Genomic DNA, 22,111 nt, shown 5'->3' with positions numbered 1-22,111 from the left:
GCTGGCGCCCGCCTTATGCGATTGCCCTGCCCTCCTCCGCACCATCGCCCGCATCCTCGTCCGCCCGCTCGGCTATGGACGAATCCCATCATGCGCAATAAGGATGGGGTCTGCCGTGGCGCTTTCGCGCCGAGGCAGGCGAGGTTCGATCAATGACGCTGCGCCGGGCGCCTTTGACGCCGCCCCGCAAAAGTGTCGACACCGGGGGATCTGGTCATGACCGACAACAAGCCGACCGTAGACGTTACCAAGGACTGGCAGGCGACGCAGGGCCAGAAGTCCGGGGCCACGCGGCTGCGCCTGTTCGCCGTGCTGTCGTGGGTCATCGCCATTGGCGGCGAGATCGCCGGGATCGTACTGCTCTACAAGCACAAGTTCGACCAGGGCAACCTGCCGCTGCTGATCGGCATCCTGGTCGGGATCGCGATCTTCGCCATCGCCGGCAGCCTGCTCTGGAAGGCGGCCAACCGGAAGGACCCGGCCCGCGAATCCGACACGTTCCGGTTCTTCGTCCAGAACCAGCTCGGCGCGATCATCACCCTGATTGCCTTCCTGCCGCTGGTTATCTTGATCCTCAACGACAAGAACATGGACCCGAAGAGCAAGAAGGTGGCCGGCGGCATCGGCGCCGTGCTGGCCGTGCTGGCGACGCTGATCGGGGTCAGCTACCAGCCGCCATCGGTCGAGCAGTACACGCAGGACATGAACTCGTGCGCGGAACAGATCAAGGCGGGGCAGCCGACGACGGCCTGCTCGCCCGAAGTCGCCGCCCAGGCGCAGGCGATCGCCACCGACTCCACCACGGTGGCCGCGGCGACGAAGGACGCGGCGCACCCCAATGGCCAGGATATCGTCTACTGGATCGCGCCGGAAAACGGCGCCGCCAAGTCCGACACCGAGCATGTCTTCCACCTCTGCGCAGCGGTCAGCCCGCTGAAGGACAAGACCGTCAACAGCGGCTCGGTAACGCAAGCCTACGCCCAGAACGCCATCCGCATCACCAAGCAGATCGAGATGGAACAGAAGCAGTGCGGGTTCACGACCACGCCGTGAATCGGCTGCGGTTTGGCGCGCCCAGTGGATCGCGCCAAACCGGGCAAGTTCGTGGTTGTGTAGCATTGGCGTGCGGCGCACGGGGTGCGAAGCCTACAAGGCGGAGCTAGACGTAACGCAAGCGGCTAGGATGGGGGCCGGCGGCTGCGGGGTTCTATTCCGTCGCTACCGCCAAAGACGCTCTGGCTGAGACGGCCACGATAATAGTATGCCCTCGGGATGTCAGGTTCGGGCCGAATCTGGACATTCCTGTTTCAAGATGAAAGTTGAAAAAGCTGCCATTCGACTGACCATCCCGATTAGGTCAGTTTTCGCATAAACCATTGTCGCGATGCTGTTGAAGGAATACCTTTATAATATTCCTTCTATGGAATAAGCATTTCCATGTCTTGGGCTGGAATCAACGGTTGCTTCCGGGATATATATGGGGCTTGAACCCGATCGCGTTTCGATCGGCACCGGTTCAACATCGGCGGGAGCGCTTCGTGAAAAGGGATTTCTTCCTCTACGAACTTAGCGACGATGAGTTCGAGGGCTTGGTGGTGCATATCGCCAAGCACCTCTTGGGTCTAGGCGTCTCTCCTTTTGCCCCCGGCCGCGATGGCGGCCGCGACGGCAAGTACCATGGCACAGCCGAGCGTTTCCCGAGCACGAATTCACCCCTAGAAGGTCACGTCGTTCTTCAGGCTAAGCATATCAATGCCCCCGATCGGTCATGCTCCGACCGGGATTTCCAGAAGCTCATGAAGGACGAACACCCGAAAATCAAAGCGCGCGTCAAGGATGGGATATGCGACCATTACATGGTTTTCACCAACCGAAAATACACGGCAGGCACGGACGCTAAACTCATCGCAGAGCTGATGAAATGCGGGTTATCCTCGGCGCATATTTTAGGCGTCGAGTACCTACACTCGCTTTTGGAAAGTCATTCCGAGCTACAAAAATTCCTGCCCAACGCGAGGGACGTGGTGCCGTTCGTTTTCGAGTCTGACGAATTCATCGAGGTGATCCACGCGTTCCGTGACTACACCCGAGACGACGACGAATCGGCGTTCAGCAGCGCGTTCGATTTCGAGTCAGTCAAGCTGAAGGACAAGAACCGCATCAACGGCCTAACCGAGGAATATTTTCGTCAGGTCATCGTTGCCAGGTCGATGCCGTATTTCGACAAGATCAGGGACTTCCTATCTAACCCGCGAAATCGGGAATTTGCCAATATCTATGCGGACGCCGCGGCTGAAATGAAGGAGAGCATTCTCCTACATCGAGCCAAATTCCCGAACTTCGACCACGTCTTCAACTTCCTGTACGGCCATATCCAGAAGCAGCGTCCGGCGCTCCGTCAAAAGCGAAGGCTGGTCAGCATCCTCTTGCACTACATGTATTGCCATTGCGACATTGGCTCCAAAGACTTGGGCCAATCGGAGGAGGCGACACATGCTGACGCCTAGAAAGCATCTTGATCTGAACGCATCGCTGCTGCGCGTCGCTGCCATCATGTTGAAGGAGTTGCATCGTCGCGGCGTCATCGAATTGATTACCTTGAGGCAGCGCGTGATCCGCCGAGTGGGTGGCAACGGTGAGCTGATGTTTTTGCCGGCGCTGAACTTCCTCTACCTGCTCGGCAAGGTGGAATACCACGTCCAGAATGACACTTTGGAATATCGGGCCGACTAGATGCAACTAAGTCGGATATATTCCAACTTGCCAACGATCTTCGAGCCGATTGACTTCAATTTCGGCGCGGACGCTGTTCGCCTTAACGTCGTCTTAGGAGAAGTGCGCAAGCCCGCTGACAAGAAGCGGGACTCCCATAACCTGGGAAAAACCACACTGCTCCATCTCATTGATTTCATGCTGCTCCGCGGTATGTCGCCAGAGTTTTTTCTGGTGAAGCATAAGCACCGCTTCGAGCAGTTCATGTTCTTTCTGGAGATCAGTTTGAACAGCGGCGACTTCGCCACGATCCGTCGTAGCCCGGGCAGCCCGAACGAGATTGGATTGAAGCGTCACGCCGAGGGGCGCCAAAACTTCTATGACGCGGCTGATGACGAATGGGACCATGCGACGATGCCGATCGAAGCGGCAAAGACCCTGCTAGACGGCTGGCTCGATCTTCGGGTGCTGAAGCCATACGACTATCGCAAGGCCATTACGTATTTTCTCCGATCGCAGGACGATTGGAGCGACGAGCTGCAGCTTCGCAAATTCTCGCAGGGCAAGGACTCCCAATGGAAGCCTTTCGTCGCGCACCTGTTCGGTTTCAAGGGACACCTGATCGATCGGAAGTATCAACTTGACGAAGATATCCAAACAGCAAGGCAGCGGCTGGAGGAGCAGCAAGCCGAGGTACAGTTCAAGGAGGACGACCTTCCGGCGCTGATCACCGACATCGCGCGGCTTCGCCAGGAGATAGAAGAGTTGTCGGCTCAGCTCGACGCATTCCACTTCGACGCCGAGGAGCGTCGCATCATGACGCAGCTTGTTGATGAGATCGAGAGTGAGATCGCCCAGCTCAACAGCGCCCTGTATGACATCCGCTATGACATTCGCCAGATCGACGTTGCCTTGGAGCAAAAGGACAAGTTCGACCTCGGCGAGATTGAGGAGGTGTTTCGGGAGACGAAGCTGTATTTCGTGCAGAGCCTCAAACGAAAGTACGAGGAGCTCGTCGCCTTCAATAAGAAGGTCACGCATGAGCGCGACGTCGCTCTCCGCGCACGCCGGCGAGAGCTTGAATCTAAACGCGAAGTACTCCAAGAGCGAAATCGGGAGCTCGACGGCAAACGACAGGCCAGCCTGTCCGTCCTCAAAAACACTGACACTTTCTCAAAGTACAAGCATCTGCAGAAACAGCTAATCGATCAACGCGCTCACCTCGTCTACCGCGAAGGACAGCAGAAAAAGCTGGAGGCGGTCGCAGAAATGGCGCGGTCGGCCCGGGAACTTGAGCGGGATCGTGGTCGAATCGTCGACGAGATGAAGGTCATGGTCGCCAAGCAGACGCCTGTCGCGGAGAAATTTCGGGCCATCTTCAATCGGTATTGCCAGCAGGTGCTGGACCACAACGGCGTATTCTATTTCCGACTGAATTCCAGCAACAATCTCGACTATGAAATCGGCCTTGAGGAGAAAGGGCAGATCGGCAAGACATCCAGCCAAGGGGACGGGACCAGCTACAAAAAACTGATCTGCGCCCTTTTCGATCTGGCCCTGCTAAAGGTCTACGAGGAGGCCGCGTTCTTCCATTTCGTTTTCCATGATGGCGTCCTCGAAGCGCTGGACAACCGAAAGAAGGAGGCCCTGCTGAAGATCGTGCGTGAGCAGATCGCATCGGGAAAAACGCAATACATCCTTACCCTCATCGAGGCCGACATGCCGAGGGACGCCAAGGGCAAGCGTATAGCGTTTGGCGAGGATGAGGTGATTCTTCGACTTCATGACGAGGGTGACGACGGCCGGCTCTTTAGGATGACAGAATTCTAAGAGCGCCTTCTCGTGCAACCCCTAATGCGATCCGCAAACAGCACAAATTTGAGCGAAATCAATGTCCGTTGATATCTCGTCGGCCCAACAGATCGTAGACTTCCCGTCCGAGGGGTTGAATTGCGAACTTAAGAGATGGATTTTCCCGGACGAACCAGACGGTATTGCGAAGATCGTCAAGGCTGCTCTAGCGCTTCGCAATCGAGACGGCGGATATCTTGTAATCGGAATCGACGACAAAACCCATTTGCCGGATCAACCTAATCGCAGCTTTAAGCCAGAAGAACTATTTCACGTTGACGTCCTTCAATCATTGATCGCCAAGTTCTCCTCTCAACCATTTGAAATCTCGACAGCGTATCCGGTTCGAGGTGGTAGGACCTTGGTAGTGATCGGCATTCCCTCTGGTGTGCGTGTTCCTGTTGCGGCGAAGAGAGACCTTGAAGGCTCGCCAAATGTCAAATTGATAAAAGATGGAGACGTCTATTTCAGGACATTGCGCTCTAACAACACGGTAAGCTCAGCAGTTGCTAGATCGACTGACTGGACGGATATCATCGATATCTGCATGGAGAATCGCGAGGCAGATTTGGGCAGATTTATTCGCCGTCATATTGCGGGGGGGGTGGCCGACCCTTCCCAAATTGCAGCTTTGAGGGCTGCGTTCACTCCGTCTCCACCTGCCCCAAGTCTTGCTGAGCAATCCTACGCATTACTCGATGCCGGTCTCTCGCGATTTATGGAATGCCTGAAGCAAGACGTACGGGAAACGGGGGGTCGCCATACTCTGGGAGGCTGGGAGGTCGCGTTGGTTGTTTCTCCTCCATTTTCTGGTTTTAAAGCAGATCGGCATTTCCTTGCCACTCTGATGGGCACCAACCCACAGCTTAGTTCTTGGCCGGTTTGGATGGATACTCGGGGATTCAACGAAGTGGCCGACCACCCAGTGGTTAGAAGCGGCGGGTGGGAGGCAATGATTAGCGAACCGTTGATGTGGGACCACCTCGACTTCATGCGCTTCGAGCCGAGCGGCCGGTTTTACCTTTGGCGCGCCCATGATGACGATGCGAGCGCCCGCCACCGAGACGTGAGCGCAGGCACCCACCTCGACCCTGGCCTAGTAGCGAGGCGAGTAGCCGAGGCTATTGCTGTTGGCTTGGCTTTCGCAAGAACTTCTCAGCACGACCTGGCCGAAGTCGAACTAGGTTTCTCATTTCGTTGGTCACACTTGCGTAAGCGATTTCTCTCAGCTTGGAACAGCCATATCGCTCCGTTCGGCGGGTTTCGATATATCGCAGAAGACGATGGCGTAAGCAGCTCAATTGCGGTTCCTGGAGATACATCTACAAGTGCGATCGCGCCCTACGTGCATCGGGTCACCTCCGAAGCTGTTTCCATATTTGGCGGTTATGTTCTTCCCGATAATTTTGCCGAGCAGGCCGTCAAACAAGTTTTGGAGCGGCGGAGTTGAGCGGCGGATCGCTGCAGCGAGTATCAGAGCTTCGCACCGTTCCACACCTACGCTCGACTTCTCCGAGGCAAAGTCTTCTCAAAAGTAGCCATTCTGTGCAGGGGCCATCCTTCCCCCAAAACAAACAAGGCCCCTCCCGGGGCCTTGCGCATCAACCTCAGTGCCGGACTCCGCCCCCTCACTTCCCCATCAGCTGCTTGGCATTCTCGGCCGTGATCGCGGTGGTTTCCACCGTCACCGTCTTGTCCACCTCGGTCGCGCAATCGAGCAGGATCTTTTTCGACATCTCGATCGCTTCCTTGGCGCCCGTCGGGTAGGTGAAGGTTGCGACCCAGTCGCCCTTGGCCACCGCCTCGATGCCGCCGGCCGGGCCCGGCAGGCCGTCGGTGCCGATGATCTTCACGTCCTTGCCCGCGCCCTTGGCGGCGAGCAGCGCGCCGGCGGCCATCATGTCGTTGGAGGCGTACAGCACCTTGATGTCGGGGTGTGCCTGCAGCATGGCGGCGAAGGCGACCTGCGCCTTGTCCGGCACCCAGTCGGCGGCCTGCTCTGCGACGATCTGGACCTTCGGGTTACCTTTCACGCCTTCCTTGAAGCCGTTGAGGCGCTCGACGGCCGGCGTCGAGCTCGGCAGGCCTTGCAGCACCGCCGCCTCGCCGCCATCGGGCAGCAGCGTCTTGGCGGTGTACTTTCCGGCTTCCTCGGCGATCTTGAAATTGTCGCCGCCGATGAAAGCGGTGTAGTCCTTGCCGGGGTCGCCGACCGTCTTGCGGTCAAGCTCGATGACCGGGATACCGGCATCCATGGCGCGCTTCACCGCCGGCGTCAGCGGCGCTGCCTCGAAGGGCGAGATCAGCAGGACGTCGACCTTCTGGGTGATGAAATTGTCGACCTGCGAGGTCTGCGTGTTGACGTTGCCGGCGCCGTCGGCGATCTGCAGCGTGAAGCCAGGCACTTCCTTGGCCGCCGCCTCCAGCTCGTCATTGACGTGCTGGCGGTAGGGCTCGGCATTGTTGGCCTGCGAAAAGCCGATGACGAACTGGCCGTCCTTGGCGCAGGCTTTCACCAGCGGCTCGGCGGCGTAAGCGGAGCCTGCAATGCACAGGCCGGCGCCTGCCAGCAGCACGGCCTTGAGGGTCGATCCTCTTAGTGTCGTTTTCATAACTCACTCTCCTCCTCGTCCGGCCGGGGGCCAGACCTTGGTTTGACGTTCACGTGTTGCCGTCTCCTCCTTGTTTGTTTGTGCATGTCGTCATCGCAAAACCTTTTGCGCGACATGCACTAACGACCCAACCCCTCGCGGCGGCGAACGAGGGATTGAAGCACTGCCGCCAGGACGATGATCGCGGCGGTCGCGAGCAGCTGCATGGCGGGCGTGATATTGTTGAGCTGCAGGATGTTGGCTAGCGCGCCCAGCATGATGGTTCCGGCGACGGTGCCGACCATCGAGCCGGCGCCGCCAAACAGGCTGGTGCCGCCGATGACCACGGCGGCGATGGCCGTCAGCTCATAGCCCATGCCGTCATTGGCGCTGCCGAAATTGAACTGGCCGGCATGGACGATGCCGGCAAGGGCGGCGGCAAAGCCGGTGATGGCGTAGACCGAGATCTTCACCATCGACACCGGCACGCCGGATATGCGCGCGGCGCGCTCATTGCCGCCGACGGCAAAGACATAGCGGCCAAAGCGCGTGGTGTTGAGGACGATGGTGGCGATCGCGGCAAAGACGACGAAGACCAGCGTCGCCACCGGCACGGTGTTGTTGAACAGCCGCTCGCCCAGCACGGCGAACACCGGCGGCGCCAGGCCTGGCCCTTCGCCATAGGAAATGTTGATGTACTGGTTGCCGGAGACGACCAGCGCCAGGCCGCGCGCGGCCTGCAGGCCGGCCAGCGTGACGATGAACGGCTCCAGCCGGAAGCGCGTCGAGATGGTGCCCTGGATGGCGCCGAAGACGATGCCCAAAGCGAGCACGGCGAGGATGGTGGGGATCAGGCCGAAGCCGCCGGAGATCATCATAGAGGCGGTGACGACGCTGGACAGGCCAAGCACTGCGCCGACCGACAGGTCGATGCCGGCGGTGATGATGACGAAGGTCATGCCGATGGCGATGATGCCGGTCTCCGACACCGCGCGCACGATGTTGGCGATGTTGTCGGGGTTGAGGAACAGGATCTCGCCGTGGCGGCGCGGCGAGAAGATGATGCCGCCGATCGCCACCAGCACCAGGCCGATCAGGCTCTGGAAGCGCACGATCAGCGCCAGCGGGTCGCGATGCTTTTGAGGCGCCGCCGTCACCGGGCTCGCTGCCACTGGATTGTTGTCCTGAGACATCAGGCCTCCCTGCCGTTAGCCGCGGCCAGCACCGTGTGCTCGTCGACGCCGCCCAAGAATTCCGCCACATTGCGCCCCTGGCGCAGCACCACGATGCGGTCGCACAGACCGATCAGCTCCGGCATCTCGCTGGACGCCACCAGAATGCCCAGCCCTTGCGCCGCGAGTGCCCTGAGCCGCTGGTAGATCTCGCCCTTGGCGCCGACATCGACGCCGCGTGTCGGCTCGTCGAGCAGCAACAGGCGCGGATTGCCGAGGATCTCCTTGGCCAGCACCACCTTCTGCTGGTTGCCGCCAGACAGCGCGCCGACGGCGATATCGGGGTTCTTCGGCCGGATATCGAACTGACCGAAGGATTCCTTCACCGCCTCGGCCTGGCGGCGCGGCGAGACCAGCCAGTTCGGCGAGATCCTGGATATGACCGACATCACCAGGTTGAGGCCGACGGCCATGCGCAGCATCAGGCCCGAGCCCCTGCGGTCGTCGGTGACGAATGCGATGCCGGCGTGGCGGGCAGCACTGATCGAATCCAGTTTTACCGGGCGGCCTGATATGGCGACCTCGCCCTCCCAGCGGCCGGACAGGCCGGTGCCGTAGAGGGCGGACAGCAACTCGGTGCGCCCTGCCCCCATGATGCCGGCAAGACCGACGATCTCGCCTTCATGGACATCGAGCGAAACGCCTTGCGGCGCCTGCCAGCCGGCGCTGTCGCGGGCGAGCTTGAAGCTGGCGTTCCTCAGGCTGAGCAGCGGCTTGCCCGCGGCCTTGGCGCGTTGGGGATAGAGCTCGTCCAGGGGACGTCCGACCAGCAGCCTGACCAGCTCGGCCTGCGGCGCGTGCGGCTCGGTGATGCCGGCAACGCGACCGTCGCGCATCACCGTCACCCGGTCGGCAATGCCGGGCACTTCCTCCAGCCGGTGCGAGATGTAGACGATGCCGACGCCGGTGGCGGCAAGCTTGCGCATGATGTCGAACAGCCGCTCAACTTCGCCCACGGTAAGTGCGGCCGTCGGCTCGTCCATGATCAGCACGCGCGAGGCGTAAGACAGCGCCTTGACGATCGCCACCACCTGGCGCTGGCCGATCGACAGATCGGCGACCATGGCAGACGGATCGATGGCGATCTCGATGGCTTCCAGCCGCTTCTTGGCCTCGCGGCGCATTGCCGGCACGTCGAGGAAGCCGCCCGGACGCATCAATTCGCGGCCGAGGAACAGGTTGGCCGCGACATCCAGCGACGGCACCAGGTCGAGCTCCTGGAAGATGGTGGCGATGCCGGCCGCTTGCGCCTCACGCGGGTTGTTGAAACGCACGGGTCTGCCGTCGATCTCGATGGTGCCTTCGTCCGGCGTGTAGACGCCCGACAGAAGGTTCATCAGCGTCGACTTGCCGGCGCCGTTCTCGCCGAGCAGCGCATGGATCTCGCCGGCCTTCAGGTCGAAGTCGACGCCGCGCAGCGCCTGCACGCCGCCGAAGCGTTTGACGGCGCCCGTCATCACCAGCAGCGGCGCGGTCATGTTAGCCTCGTGTGGGTCGGCCTCCCGCAGGAGGCGCGCGCCCGCAGCGTCGCCTGCAGCCGCACCGAACGCGGCGCGGAAGCGGTCGCGGCTATACGGGCGCTGAGCAGCGCCGCCGCCTGCCTGCCTATCTCGGTGCAGGGCTGCGCGACCAGCGTCAGCCGCGGCTCGAAACAATCGGCCCATTCGAAATCATCGAAGCCGGCCAGCGACAGATCGCCCGGAATGGTGAGGCCTTTTTCGCGGATGGCGCGGACGGCTCCGATCGTCGTCATGTTGTTGCCGGTGACCAGTGCGGTTGGTGGCGACGGCAGCGACAGGATGGCGTGGGTGGATGCGGTCGCCGCCGCCGTGTCGACATTCTCGGCCGAGAGATAGCGCGGCACGCTTTCAAGTCCATTGGCGGCGAGCGAAGCCTGGAACGCCTCGATGCGCTCGCGCGTCGTCGTCAGGCCCGGCTGTCCGGCGATATAGCCGATGCGCTTGTGGCCGAAGGAGGCGACATGGTCGATCAGCGCGCGCATCGACGTTTCGTTCTCGACGCCGATCTGGTCGAAGCGCTGGTCGGCGAAACGGTCGATCAGAACGCATGGCATCTTCTTGTCGGCGAGGTAATCGATGGCGCGCTGCGGCGAGCCCGACGGGGCCAGGATGACGCCGTCGACGCGGCGCTGATGGAAAGCGCGCACCACCTGCAGTTCGCGGTCGGGATCTTCCTGGGTGTCCGACAGAAAGACCATCAGCCCGAGCCGCGCGCATTCAGCCTCGACCGCGCAGATGATGTCGGTGAAATAAGGGTTGGAGATCGCCGAGATGGCCAGGCCGACGCTGTTGGTGGTCGATGCCTTCAGCGAACGCGCCAGCTCGTTGGGCTGATAGCCCATCGTGGCGATGGCGTCGTTGATCAGCCTCGTCTTTTCCAGCGAAACGAAGCGCGTGTTGTTGACGACATGCGAGACGGTCGACACCGACACGCCGGCGCGCCGCGCCACTTCAGCCATTGTCGGCAAGACATATCAGCGCCTGCAAGCGCTCCTCCCGATGCGTTTTCCGTCCGCTCTGATGGCGGATTTCAAGGGAGCTTAGGGCCATCGAAACGTTTGCGCAATCGATTCGATGCAGATTTTAAGCGGGGCTTATCTCCCCCCTCGAGGGGGAGATGTCGCCGAAGGCGACAGAGGGGGTCGCCGCGAGTGAAGCGCCAACCTCCATCTGCAGCAAGGACGTCGAGCCCAGTCGCACCGACCCCCTCTGGCCTGCCGGCCATCTCCCCCTCAAGGGGGGAGATTCGCAGTTTCAGCAAACTCCGCCACCAGCCCCTCATATTCCTCGAAGGCCGGCAGCGCCTCGTAACTATGCACCGCAGGCGTCGTCGCCCAGGGCAGTTTCTCGCTGGTCCATGTCTCGATGAACGGCGTGAACCAGCCGGGCTCGTCAAGCATGGTGGGGCGCAGATTGACGAACCAGTCGAGCCCTTCGGGGCGCGTGAAAATCCAGCTCATGCAATAAGGGTAGAAGTAATGACGCGAGGCGCCGTGCAGCCCGCCGATCACCGGCTCGCCTTGCATGATTTCGAAGCCGTCCGAGGGAATGGCGGCGCTCAGTGAATAGGCGCTGGCCGACATGCGCTGGCAGCCGATGCAATGGCAAGCCATGGTCAAAAGCGGTTTTGCGGAAATCTTTAGCCGCACACGTCCGCAGCGGCATCCGCCTTCGGCCGGCAATTTCAGGGTTGGCACGGCAGTCTCCCACTCTTCGAAGCGCGGTGCTTCAGTCGCCGGTCAGCGCCTTCGTCGTCACCAGCGTGACGCCGGCATCGGTGAAGTCCGCATTGTACCGGGCGATGATCTCGGTCGCGGTTTCGCCTTCAGTGTCCAGCGTCGAGTGCGCATCGGAAACGACAGTGACGCCGAAGCCTTCGGCCAGGGCGCCCTCAACGGTGCCGGCGATGCAGAAATCGGTTTGCGCTCCGGCAAGCACGACTTCGCCGACCCCTTGCCCGGCCACCCAGGCGCCAAGCTCGGCATTCGAGAAGGCGTTGCGGACGGTCTTGGAGAATGTCGGCTCGTCCTTGGCCTGGCCGAGTTCCGGCCATACCGGCCAACCCGGCTCGCCGGGCGCCAGCGGATCGCCGGCCGGCCCGTCATGCCTGACGAAAGCAACCTTGCGCCCCTCGCGCCGCGCCCAGTCGATCAGCGAGCAGGTACGCTCGGCTATGCCAGGCGCATCGTGGATCGGCGGCTCGACGCGGCCGTCGAACATGTTGGTCTGGAGGTCGATGACGATGAGGGGAGCGAGGTTTGGCATGGCGCGAAGATAACGCGGGCGATGGGAGGGTCAAGACGGCGAAGCTGCTGATCTCCCCCTTGGGGAGATTACATGTACCTCACCCGATTCCACCCGCGACCACGTAAGCACCAGCCGTGCGTCCATCCTCCAGCCGGATGACGGCCGTAACGATCGAGCCGTAAGCGCCTCGCCACACACTGTGCATTCTTTCGTGCTCGCCGGCGGGCACCAGGATGCGACCGTGAAAGCTTGTGCCGCTGCGCCGCAGAGCGACCGGTTCGCCATTGACGTGAACCTTGACGCCAGCGGTCTCCGCATCGAGTTCAACCGTCACGGCGATCTCGGCCTGGTCTCCTCGCCGCGTCGTCTCGGCAACAAGCGTAAGCCTCGGCGCCGGCGCATCGCTGGCCCGCAATCCACCAGGCCGCCCCGCAAACGCATCGTCCGGCAATTCCGGCGTGCGCGGCGGGCTGGTGCGGCGTTGGGTGGCGCGCTCGTAATCGCCGGCGAGCCGCAGCAACTCCGCATCATCATAGGCCTTGCCCGCAAAGGTCAGCCCGACCGGCATGCCGATATCGGCCATCGTTCCCATAGGCACGGTGACGGTCGGAATGCCGAGATGACGCCACACCAGATTGCCATTGGCGACCCAGGTGCCGTTGCGCCAGGCGATTTCTGCAGAGGTCTGGTTGACGTCGGCGCTGGCCGGCCCGACATCGGCGACCGCCGGCAGCACGACGGCGTCGAGCCTGTGCTCGTCCAGCCAGTCCTCGAAGTCGATGCGCCGCGTCGCCTCCAATCCCTTCAGACCTTCCGCCAGCGTTGGGATATCCAGCAATGGCATCACGCCCTGCTTGACGCTCGTGACGTAGTCGGCCAGATCGAAACCGTCGTCGCCATAGCGGTCCGGCAGCGCGCCCGGCGGCTGCGGGAAAATCTTTGGGCCGTCGACCGCAGCCAGATCGGGGATCGCCGGATCGGCATTTGCGCGCAGGAAATCGTCCCAGCCCCAGATGCAGAGATCCCAGATTTCGCGCTCTGCGAATGCTTCCGGCACCAGCCCGCGTTCGACCATGGTTTTTGTGCCCGGACGGTCGCGCTCATAGTTCGAGACGACGGGGAAATCGACCTCGACCACCTCCGCGCCGAGCTTTTCCAGATCACGCGCCGCCTGCCGCCAGAGGTCGAGCACCGAGGCGCGGGTCTCGATGGGTTTGGGCGCGCCGCCGTCGCGGCAAATATACATTTTCGGCACGCCGAGGCGTTTGCCTTGTAATGAGCCTTGCAGTTGGAGCGCAGTGTAGCTTGGCGGCCTGAGAGCAGCGCTTTTCGCGATCGACACCCAGGGCTGCACACGCCAGAAATCGCCGCGCGTCTCCGCATCGTCGGCGACGATCACATCCAGCAACTCCAGCATGTCGGCAATGCCGCGCGTGTGCGGCACCACCACATCCATGGTCGGCACCAGCGGCCAGTTGCCCCTGACCGAAATGACGCCGCGCGACGGCGTGTAGGCGACAAGTGCATTGTTGGACGCCGGCGCGCGGCCGGAAGACCATGTCTCCTCGCCCAGCCCGAAGGCGGCGAAGCTGGCGGCGGTGGCCGTGCCCGAGCCGTTGGACGAGCCGGAAGCGAAGGCGGCGGTCAAATAGTCGGCATTGTAGGGGCTCTCGGCGCGGCCATAGACGCCACGCTGCATGCCGCCATTGGCCATAGGCGGCATGTTGGTCAGCCCGATCAGCACAGCACCACCGGCCCTCAGCCTGGCAATGGTGAAAGCGTCCTCGTTGGCGACGAGATGCTCGAAGGCGGGCGAGCCGGCGGCCACCGTCAGGCCCTTCACCTTATAGCTGTCCTTGGCGGTGTAGGGGATGCCGTCGAGCGGCCCGAGGGAAGCGCCTTTGCGGCGGCGCAGGTCGGAGGCCGCCGCCTCCTCGAACATTGCCGGGTTAAGCACCGGCACGGCATTGAGCGCGATGCCATGGCGGTCGTAGTGCGCGATGCGCCTGAGATACGCACCGACCAGCTCGACGCTGGTGACGGTGCCGGCCTCCAGCGCCCGGCGCAGGTCGGCGATCGAGGCTTCGACGATGTGGAGGGGCATGGGATTCTCGAGATGCAGCGGCAAATGAGTCTTCGCATCGTGCGATACGAGTGTCACGCCTCAAACGGAAGGCGTGACGGCGACGCTTATGCACTCGGCTCACAGCATCTTGCTGTCGAGCTGGGCGTTTTCCTTCATCAGGTCGAGATAGGTCTTGGCGCCGGAACTGCCGTGGCCTGCCGCCTTGAAGAACCATTTGGCGGCTTCCTTGTAGTTTGGTTTCCCATCGACGCCGCGGTAGTAGAGCGAGCCCAGACTGAACTCGGCATCGACGCTGCCGGCCTTTGCGGCTTCCAGCCACCAGGACTCGGCAGCCTTGTCGTCTCTGGCAATGCCCACGCCGTTGGCCGAGGCATACGCTAAGGCTAGCTGGGCATCGACATTTCCCTGCCGCGCCGCCTTGAGCCACCAGCCCGCCGCATCCGCACTGCTTTGCGCAACGCCAACACCCTCGGAATAGGCTGTGCCGAGCGCTTTCTGCGCGAATGCATTGCTTTGGTCGGCGGCTTTGCGCCAGAGCCTTGCCGCCTGAACGGGGTCCTTCGTTACTCCTAGACCATCCCAATACAGTCCACCGAGAGCGAACTGCGCAAGGTCATTGTCCTTGTCGGCAGCCTTGCTCAGCCACTCGAATGCCTGCCTTTCATCCTTCCCGACGCCCTGCCCGTCCCGATACACGACCCCGACATTATACTGCGCTACCACATGGCCTTGGACAGCAGCCTTCATCCACCATCGGAAGGCCAGATCATTGTCTTGCGCAACGCCGCGGCCCTGGCTGTAGAGGACACCAAGCATATATTGAGCGTCGGCGTTTCGCCCGTCGGACGCCTTTTGCGCCCAAGTCGCGGCCAACGCATCGTCCCGTCCCACGCCTTCGCCCAGCGAATACGCCCGGGCCAGATTGGCACCGGCTTCGGCGTTCCCCGCTTCCGCGGCCTTGCGCCACCAATAGACCGCCTGCCCGGCGCTCTTCTCGACGCCTTGGCCCATCGAATAATATCCGCCCAGATTCGACTGGGCGAACACAAAGCCCTGATTGGCGGCTTTGCTCATCCACGCAAACGCCTGGCCGTCGTCCCTAGGGGTACCTTTTCCCTGGCCATAAGCGGCCGCCACCGCGTATTGCGCTTCTGTCAGACCGGTGGTTGCGGCCTTCATCCACCACCCGAACGCAAGGCGGTCATCCTGCTCAACGCCGTGGCCCCGCGAGTACAAAGTGCCCAGCAAAGCCTGGGCATTCGGCTCACCCAGATCGGCTGCCTTTTTCACCCACACTATGGCGGCCTGATCATCCTTCTTGACGCCTTGGTGAAGATAGTAGGCGCGTCCGAGACAGAAAGCGGCCTCCAGGCTTCCTTGGTCAGCCGCCTTGCGCCACCATGAGGCAGCCTGCTCGAAGCTTTGCGCAACACCCCGACCCTGCGCATACAGGACGCCGAGGGCGTACTGAGCGTTCGCATTGCCCTTGTCGGCTGACTGCCTGGAAAACTTCAACGCCAGTTGATCGTTTCTTTCGACCCCTTGGCCATTTAAATAGACTTGGCCGAGAGAATATTCAGCCTCCCCGCTCCCCTGATCGGCCGCCTTGCGCCACCAATAGAGCGCCTGCTCATAACTTTGCGCGACCCCTTGGCCCTGCCAGTACAACACGCCGAGCTGGTACTGCCCATTCATGTTGTCTTTATCGGCGGCCTTTCGTGAGAAACTCTCGGCAAGCCGACTGTCCTTTTCAACGCCCCTGCCCATAAGGTAGGCCTGACCCAGTGCTGCTATGGCTTCCGCATTGCCGCCATCGGCGGATTTCTTCCACCAATACACCGCCTGGCTGTCGTTCTGAGCCACGCCCTCCCCGCGCCAGTACAGCGCACCAAGCTGGCCTTTTGCGTCAACATTGCCAGCGTCCGCCATGATCTTCATTTGACGGAATACCTCGGCATAATCCTTTGCCTGGAGAGCCGCTGCACCCTTTTGTGCCGCTGACCACTGCACATAGTAATTTCGGCCAGGACCGAGCAGCACAAAAGCCGCCAGCAACACCAGAACGACGGTAAGGACCCCTCGGCGACGCGACGTGGGCGGGCTGTAGACAGGTGTATCCACTTTGGGCGCCCAGTCGTTGTTGCTCACCGTCCCCAATCCATTTGCAGCCACCAGTAATCCATAGCGCAAGCCAGGCTGTTCTGGAATATCCAAAGCATTTGATGTCGCTACTGCGGTGCGCCGGCGAACAGGATTTCGCCATCGCCGCCAGCCGCCGGCCAATCCCTGATGGTCCGATCGTCGCCGCCGGTGACCAGTGTGCCGTCGGTGGCGAAGGCAACGGCGTAGATCGGGCCGGTGCGGCTGTCGAACATGGCGATCTGGTCTCCAGTGCCGAGATCCCACAGCCGCGCCGTGCCGTCGAGCGAGCCGGAGGCCAGGCGCTTGCCGTCGGCCGACAGCGCCAGCGTATAGACGGTGCCTTCGTGGCCCTCGAAGCGGCGCAATTCCCTAAACGTGTCGAGGTCCCAGAGCTTGATCGTGTAGTCGCCGCTGCCGGTGACGACATGATGGCCGTCGGCGGTGAAGACGGCGCCGTAGGTGCCCTGCTCGTGGCCGTGCCAGCTTCGCAATTGCTTGCCGCTTTCGACGTCCCAGAATTTCAGCGTGCCGTCGATGGAGCCGCTCAGCGCGCGCGTGCCGTCGGGCGAGATTGCGACCGTGCTGATCGGCCAGTCATGTCCGGTCATCACATGCAGCACCGATTTGTTGACGAGATCCCAGACGATGACGTTGCCGGTGTCGTGGCCACTGACGGCGCGCTTGCCGTCCGGGCTGATCGCCAGCTTACGCACGCCGCCATTCGCGCCCGACGAGAAGACATGCAGCACCGCGCCGTCGGCAAGCTTTCGCAGCACGATCTCGCCATCGTCGCCGGCGGTCAGCGCGGTTGCGCCGTCGGGCATGAACAGCGCCGTGCGCGCCATGTCCTTGTGTTCACCAAGGTTGCGGATCAGCCGCTTGCCGGCGATGTCCCAGAGCTTGATCATATGGTCGGTGCTGGCGCTCATGACGTCGCGGCCATCGGCCGAGACGGCGAGCCAGACGACGGCGTCGCGGTGGCCGTCGGGCTCGGTCGGCAGCGCCGGCGGAGGCGGCGGCAACGGCGCGACGGTTTGCGGTGGCGTGGCCGGAGCCGGCGGTGGAGCAGTCTCCGGTGGCGGTGTCGCCGGAGCGAGTGCGACTTGTGGCGGCTGAGGGGGAGCAGCCGGAGGCGTAGGCTGCGCCGGCTCGGGCGGTTTGGCTGCCTGCACCGGCGGAGTTGGCTCGGGCGGCATGGTGACCTGCGGCGAACTCGGCGGGGCCGGTGGCGTCGCCAGGTCCGGCGGGACACCGTCGATGCCCTGGTCCTTCGGCTCGGCTTTGGGTTCGTTCGGGGCGGCCACCTCAGCGCCCGGGCCGGCGTCACGCGCCCAAGGGAAGTGGTCGGCCAGCAGCGCCAACACGGCGAGCACCGGCAACATGAGGAAGGCGCGCCGCAGACCGGGGCGGCCCTTTGGGTCGATCTCGGCGTCGCGGCCAAAAAGCGGCGTTCCAGCAGGCTGGCTTCGCCGACCCGGCAGCAGTCCGGCCCAGAACAACAGGGCGCCAAGCAGGCAAAGCCCGCCGACGGTCAGGAACACCACCGGTCGCAGCGTGGCTGGGCCGTGCAGCATGTGATCGATCCCGCTCCAGCTGAAATCTCTGTCGCCGAGCAGCAGATACGCCCGCACCAGACAAGCCAAAGCGGCCGCCAGCAGCGGAAGCGCAAACAGCCTTTCGGCCAACCTGTCCATCGGACTCCCCCTCCGGTGCCGCACCTTGCTCATCATGCGGCCGCCGCAGCGAAACAAATAGCGCAAAACTGCGCCCACGAAAGTGGGCGCGATCACGCAGCCAAATTCACTTCAATTCGACCCATACCGGCGCGTGGTCGCTGGCGCCGTCCTCACCTCTGACATCGCGGTCGATGCCGGCAGCGGTGAGGCGGCGCGCCAGTTTCTTCGACAGCAAGATGTGGTCGAGCCGCAGCCCGGCATCGCGCGGCCAGCGGTTGCGGCGATAATCCCAGAATGTGTAGAGCGTTTCCTTCGGATGCTTCTTGCGGAGCGCATCGGTCCAGCCCTGCTCGAGCAGACGCTGGAACGACGCCCGGCTTTCCGGCTGCACCAGCGCGTTGTCGTCATAGGAGCGGGTGGCGTAGATGTCGCGCGGCTCGGGCACGATGTTGTAGTCGCCGACCAGCGCCACCGGCAGGCCGGTGTCGAACAGTTCTGCGGCATGCGCCTCCAGCCGCGCGTGCCACGCCAGCTTGTACTGGAATTTCGGCCCCGGCTGCGGGTTGCCGTTGGGCGCGTAGAGACAAGCGATGACGATGCCGTTCACGGCCGCCTCGATGTAGCGGCTCTGCTTGTCGGCGGTATCGCCGGGCAGGACGTCACGGGTCAGCACCGGCTTGGACCCGCGCGCGAGTATGGCGACGCCATTCCAGGTCGGTTCGCCCTTCCACACCGCGCCGTAGCCGGCCGCCGCAAGCGCCGTGCGCGGAAACTGCGTGTCGCGGGCCTTCAGCTCCTGCAGGCAGACGACATCGGGCTTGGCTGCCGCCAGCCACGCCAGCAGGTTTTGCAGCCGGCTGTTGATGTTGTTGATATTGAAGGTGGCGATTTGCATTTGGCGATCAGGAAACGATCCGCCCTGTCCACGCCTTCACCGTCCCGGCCAGCGTCTTCAAATGATCGGCGGTCGAAAAACCCGACACGCTCTTGCGCGGCTTGAGGTCGTGGTCGCCATCCTCCAGCCAGATCACCTCGATGGCTTTGGAAAGGCCGTAGGTCGCGACCTCTTCTTTCGTGCCGAACTCGTCGCGGGTGCCCTGGAAGATCAGCGTCGGCGTCTTGAGGTCGGCGAGATGTTTTGTCCTGAGCTGCTCTGGCTTGGCCGGCGGATGAAAGGGATAGCCGAGGCAGACGAGGCCCGAAATCTCGCCCTTGGCGAACATCTCGTCGGCAACCATCGAGGCGACGCGCCCGCCCATCGACTTGCCGCCGATGATGAGCGGCCCGGTGACGCCCATGGCTCTCAGATCGGCGATGGCCTTTATGTATTCCGGGTTGACCGTCTCGGCGCGCGGCGGCGGCTTGCGCTGGCCATAGCGGCGGGCCGCCATATAGTGGAATTCAAAGCGCGCGACCTGGAAGCCGGCGGTGGCGAGCGCCTTGGCGGTGGCGGTCATCGAAGGCGAATCCATCGATGCGCCGGCGCCGTGGGCCAGCACGATGGTGACCGGGGCTGTGTCAAAGCCGTCGAAGAGGAAGCTAGTGGGCATCAGGCTGCGGGACCCCGATATAGTGGTAGGTGGTTTTGGAACCGTGAACTTCCTTACGCCACTGCTCCGGATGCAGGGTAACATGGGTGAAAATGGCTGCAAAAAACCCCACGAGCACGATGAAGAATGGCCGGCCGAAGCAAACGCGCTGCTTGTTCGACATACGGTCCTCGGGGCGCTGGGGAAATGGCCAAGTTCTGCGGTTGTAATATGTGGCCCAATTGATTTTGCTGTCTTCGAAAAAATTCCAGCCATTGCTCCAGTAGAAGAGCAGCTCGCGGGCCTCCCGCACCGCCAAAACGATGAAGCACGCGGTTAATCCCATACTCGAAATCTGAACAAGATTATCCACGGCAGCCTCACCCCGCCGTCCGCGCCAGCTGCAGATCGACGAACTGTATCCCCTTTTGCGCAGTGCGCGCCCATTCGCTGTCAGCATCGTGTTCGAGATAGCGCACCCAGTGGCGGCGGGCTTCGGTCAGATTGCCGGCGTCGAACTCCAGCCGGGCAAGGTTGAACACCGGATCGGCGTAGCTCTTGTCGAGCGCGATTGCCTTGACCAGATGCCGGCGCGCCGAGGCGATCTTGCCTTCGTCGCTCATCAGCCCGGCGAGGTTGAACCAGGCCTCGACGAACGCCGGATCGAGCTTGATCGCTCTTGCATAGTCATGCGCCGCGTCGGCCACGCGACCGGCGCCACGCAAGCAATTGGCGCGGTTGAACGCGGCGATGGCGTCGCTCGGATCGATGCTGAGGCAGCGTTGGTAGAGCGCCGCGGCATCGTCGTGCCGGCCCTCCTCTTCCGCGCTTTCAGCCTCGGCGAACAATTCTTCCAGCGTGTCGTCGCCGGCTGCGCTTGCGCTGCCGAGATCGAACAGCAGCTGGCCGTCGAGTTCGCTCTGGCCATCCTCGAGATAGATCTGATCGGGCCGGCCATGCTGCGAGCCGACATTGAGCGATTTGGCGGTGAGCGAAGCGACCGGACCGGAGCGATGCACGGAGCGCGCGATCGCGCCCCAGGATGCACCGCCGGCAACCAGCCCGGCATATTTGCGGGCAAGGATCAGATCGCGGAACGAGTAGGGTTCACAATCGTGCTCGAAGGCGTCGAACAGGCTGAGCAGGTCGAGGTCGGCACCGGACAGTCTGGACTGGTCGACGAGAGACTGCCTGGACAGCGAAGACGCCTCCGGCGCCTTCATCAGACCAAGCAGGCGCAGGAAGCCATTTTCGCTAAGGAGCGTTCGGCCGGCGGCACGCTCGGCGGCAACACGGCGTTCAATCTCGGCATCGCCGCCCTTCGCCGTGCCGGCCTTGGCGATCAGCGTTCGGCCGAACACAACATGGCTGGTGCGCCTGGTGACGCCGCGCCGCAACTGGCCGTGCTGACGCTCCACCTCACGGGCCGCGAGCCGCAGCGGAAATGCCGCCAGCGCGCCGATGGCGCCGAAGACGGCGCCCGGGATTATACCGGTCGGCGCCGTCACCCCTTGCTCTTGCCGACGGCCTTGAGCAGATTGGCCTTCAACGGGTTTTCCTTGGCCGCACCCGCCTTAGCCTTGGCGGCAGGTTTTTCAGCGTCGTCGGCCTTGCTCTTCGACTTGGCCGGCGGCTTGGCTGATTGCGACAGGCTCGCCTTCAACGCGTCCATGAGGTTGATGACATTGCCACGCTCGGGCGCCGCCGCAATGATCGGCTTATGGCCCTTCAGTTTCTCGCGGATCATCGTCATCAGCGCGATCTCGTAGCGGTCCTCATAGTTCTTCGGATCGAAGGTGGTTTCCTTCTGCTTGATCAGCGCTTCGGCCAATTGCAGCATTTCGGGATCCGGCTTGCCAGCCGGGATGTTGCCGAAATATTCAGCCGTGCCGCGCACTTCGTTCGGGTTCCTCAACGTACACACGAACATGCCGTTCTCGCGCGCGCCGATCGTCACCACGCGCTCGCGGCTGGACAGGACAAGGCGGGCAATGGCCAGCTTGCCGGATTTGCGCATTGCCTCGCGCAGCACGGCGAAGGTTTCCTCCGCCATGGCGCCATCCGGCGCCATGTAGTACGGCGCATCCTGATAAATGACGTCGACCTCGTCTTCGTCGACGAAGGCCTCGATGTTCATCGTGTGATTGGATTCGATGCGCACTGCTTCGAGGTCGGCCTCATCGATGATGATGTACTGCTTGTCCTCGTATTCGTAACCCTTGACCAGGTCCGCGCGCTCGACGAGGCCGAGTTCAGGGTCGACCGGCTTCATGTTGATGCGGTTGTGGGTCTTCTTGTGCAATTGGTTGAACGATATGCGCTCGCTGGTCGTCGTTGCCGGATAGAGCCGGACCGGACAGCTGACGAGGCTGAGCTTGAGGTAACCTTTCCAACTTGCCCTGGGCGCCATGATACTCTCCTACGCGGCCATGCACTGACATTTCAGACTGAGCATGATCTTAACCGAAAACCGGTTCCCACGTTTCGGGATCATGCTTACTGCAGCGCTTCGTTCCGAGGACGAT

19 protein-coding genes are annotated in these 22,111 nt (G+C 62.4%); 5 read left to right on the top strand and 14 right to left on the bottom strand.

Annotated elements, in window-relative coordinates; genetic code table 11:
- Positions 1 to 216 precede the first annotated feature (216 nt).
- From NKJ18_RS21640 to NKJ18_RS21620, 5 genes are all read left to right on the top strand, one after another.
- Entirely contained in the window at positions 217 to 1,053 is an 837-nt protein-coding gene (locus NKJ18_RS21640; RefSeq protein ID WP_352759590.1) for an SLC5/6 family protein, read from the top strand.
- A 431-nt stretch (positions 1,054 to 1,484) separates the two neighbouring features.
- The gene (locus NKJ18_RS21635) at positions 1,485 to 2,507 is read left to right on the top strand and encodes an ABC-three component system protein (protein WP_352759588.1); all 1,023 of its coding nucleotides are present in this window, start codon (positions 1,485 to 1,487) and stop codon (positions 2,505 to 2,507) included.
- Positions 2,494 to 2,733 (top strand): ABC-three component system middle component 8, encoded by a 240-nt coding sequence (locus tag NKJ18_RS21630; RefSeq protein ID WP_352759586.1) that lies wholly within the window; start codon positions 2,494 to 2,496, stop codon positions 2,731 to 2,733. The genes NKJ18_RS21635 and NKJ18_RS21630 overlap by 14 nt, the downstream gene beginning before the upstream one ends.
- A 27-nt stretch (positions 2,734 to 2,760) precedes the next feature.
- A complete protein-coding gene (locus NKJ18_RS21625; protein WP_352759583.1) occupies positions 2,761 to 4,542 on the top strand; it encodes a DUF2326 domain-containing protein in 1,782 nt (593 codons plus the stop codon).
- 61 nt (positions 4,543 to 4,603) lie between these two features.
- Positions 4,604 to 6,013, top strand: a complete 1,410-nt coding sequence (locus NKJ18_RS21620) for an AlbA family DNA-binding domain-containing protein (RefSeq protein WP_352759581.1) — start codon at positions 4,604 to 4,606, stop codon at positions 6,011 to 6,013.
- A gap of 178 nt (positions 6,014 to 6,191) precedes the next feature.
- Here the strand turns inward: NKJ18_RS21620 and NKJ18_RS21615 are convergent, their stop codons facing one another.
- The 14 genes from NKJ18_RS21615 to ku form a co-directional block, all read right to left on the bottom strand.
- Positions 6,192 to 7,175, bottom strand: coding sequence for a substrate-binding domain-containing protein (locus NKJ18_RS21615; RefSeq protein ID WP_031197244.1), 984 nt, complete (start codon positions 7,173 to 7,175; stop codon positions 6,192 to 6,194).
- 119 nt (positions 7,176 to 7,294) lie between these two features.
- On the bottom strand, positions 7,295 to 8,347 hold the full coding sequence (locus NKJ18_RS21610) for an ABC transporter permease (RefSeq protein WP_023671400.1): 1,053 nt from the start codon (positions 8,345 to 8,347) through the stop codon (positions 7,295 to 7,297).
- A complete protein-coding gene (locus NKJ18_RS21605) occupies positions 8,347 to 9,864 on the bottom strand; it encodes a sugar ABC transporter ATP-binding protein (RefSeq protein ID WP_352759578.1) in 1,518 nt (505 codons plus the stop codon). Before NKJ18_RS21605 ends, NKJ18_RS21610 begins: the two co-directional genes overlap by 1 nt.
- Positions 9,861 to 10,874 carry a LacI family DNA-binding transcriptional regulator gene (locus NKJ18_RS21600; protein WP_352759576.1) on the bottom strand — a complete coding sequence of 338 codons (1,014 nt, stop codon included), beginning with the start codon at positions 10,872 to 10,874 and terminating at the stop codon, positions 9,861 to 9,863. Before NKJ18_RS21600 ends, NKJ18_RS21605 begins: the two co-directional genes overlap by 4 nt.
- Positions 10,875 to 11,138: 264 nt before the next feature.
- Entirely contained in the window at positions 11,139 to 11,603 is a 465-nt protein-coding gene (locus NKJ18_RS21595) for a GFA family protein (RefSeq protein WP_352759574.1), read from the bottom strand.
- A gap of 31 nt (positions 11,604 to 11,634) precedes the next feature.
- Entirely contained in the window at positions 11,635 to 12,171 is a 537-nt protein-coding gene (locus tag NKJ18_RS21590) for a cysteine hydrolase family protein (protein ID WP_023747809.1), read from the bottom strand.
- Positions 12,172 to 12,250: 79 nt separating this feature from the next.
- Positions 12,251 to 14,257, bottom strand: coding sequence for an amidase (locus NKJ18_RS21585; RefSeq protein ID WP_352497246.1), 2,007 nt, complete (start codon positions 14,255 to 14,257; stop codon positions 12,251 to 12,253).
- Positions 14,258 to 14,356: 99 nt separating this feature from the next.
- Positions 14,357 to 16,387 (bottom strand): SEL1-like repeat protein, encoded by a 2,031-nt coding sequence (locus NKJ18_RS21580; protein ID WP_352759572.1) that lies wholly within the window; start codon positions 16,385 to 16,387, stop codon positions 14,357 to 14,359.
- Positions 16,388 to 16,467: 80 nt separating this feature from the next.
- On the bottom strand, positions 16,468 to 18,075 hold the full coding sequence (locus tag NKJ18_RS21575; protein WP_352497244.1) for a WD40 repeat domain-containing protein: 1,608 nt from the start codon (positions 18,073 to 18,075) through the stop codon (positions 16,468 to 16,470).
- A gap of 106 nt (positions 18,076 to 18,181) precedes the next feature.
- Complete coding sequence (locus tag NKJ18_RS21570; protein ID WP_023703074.1) at positions 18,182 to 18,952, bottom strand: exodeoxyribonuclease III; 771 nt, start codon at positions 18,950 to 18,952, stop codon at positions 18,182 to 18,184.
- Between the two features lie 7 nt (positions 18,953 to 18,959).
- Positions 18,960 to 19,607, bottom strand: a complete 648-nt coding sequence (locus NKJ18_RS21565; RefSeq protein ID WP_023712537.1) for an alpha/beta hydrolase family protein — start codon at positions 19,605 to 19,607, stop codon at positions 18,960 to 18,962.
- Positions 19,597 to 19,959: a hypothetical protein gene (locus tag NKJ18_RS21560; protein WP_031215833.1), complete on the bottom strand. Its 363-nt coding sequence runs from the start codon at positions 19,957 to 19,959 to the stop codon at positions 19,597 to 19,599. The genes NKJ18_RS21565 and NKJ18_RS21560 overlap by 11 nt, the downstream gene beginning before the upstream one ends.
- Positions 19,960 to 19,966: 7 nt before the next feature.
- Positions 19,967 to 21,094, bottom strand: a complete 1,128-nt coding sequence (locus NKJ18_RS21555; protein WP_023712535.1) for a tetratricopeptide repeat protein — start codon at positions 21,092 to 21,094, stop codon at positions 19,967 to 19,969.
- Positions 21,091 to 21,996: a non-homologous end joining protein Ku gene (gene ku, locus NKJ18_RS21550; protein WP_023712534.1), complete on the bottom strand. Its 906-nt coding sequence runs from the start codon at positions 21,994 to 21,996 to the stop codon at positions 21,091 to 21,093. The genes NKJ18_RS21555 and ku overlap by 4 nt, the downstream gene beginning before the upstream one ends.
- Positions 21,997 to 22,111: the final 115 nt, after the last annotated feature.

The sequence above is a fragment of the Mesorhizobium sp. M0217 genome, from assembly GCF_040321955.1.
In the GTDB taxonomy this organism is placed as follows: Bacteria; Pseudomonadota; Alphaproteobacteria; order Rhizobiales; family Rhizobiaceae; genus Mesorhizobium.
The sequence above is the reverse complement of the archived record's forward strand: the minus strand, read 5'-3'. Positions and strand labels throughout refer to the sequence as shown.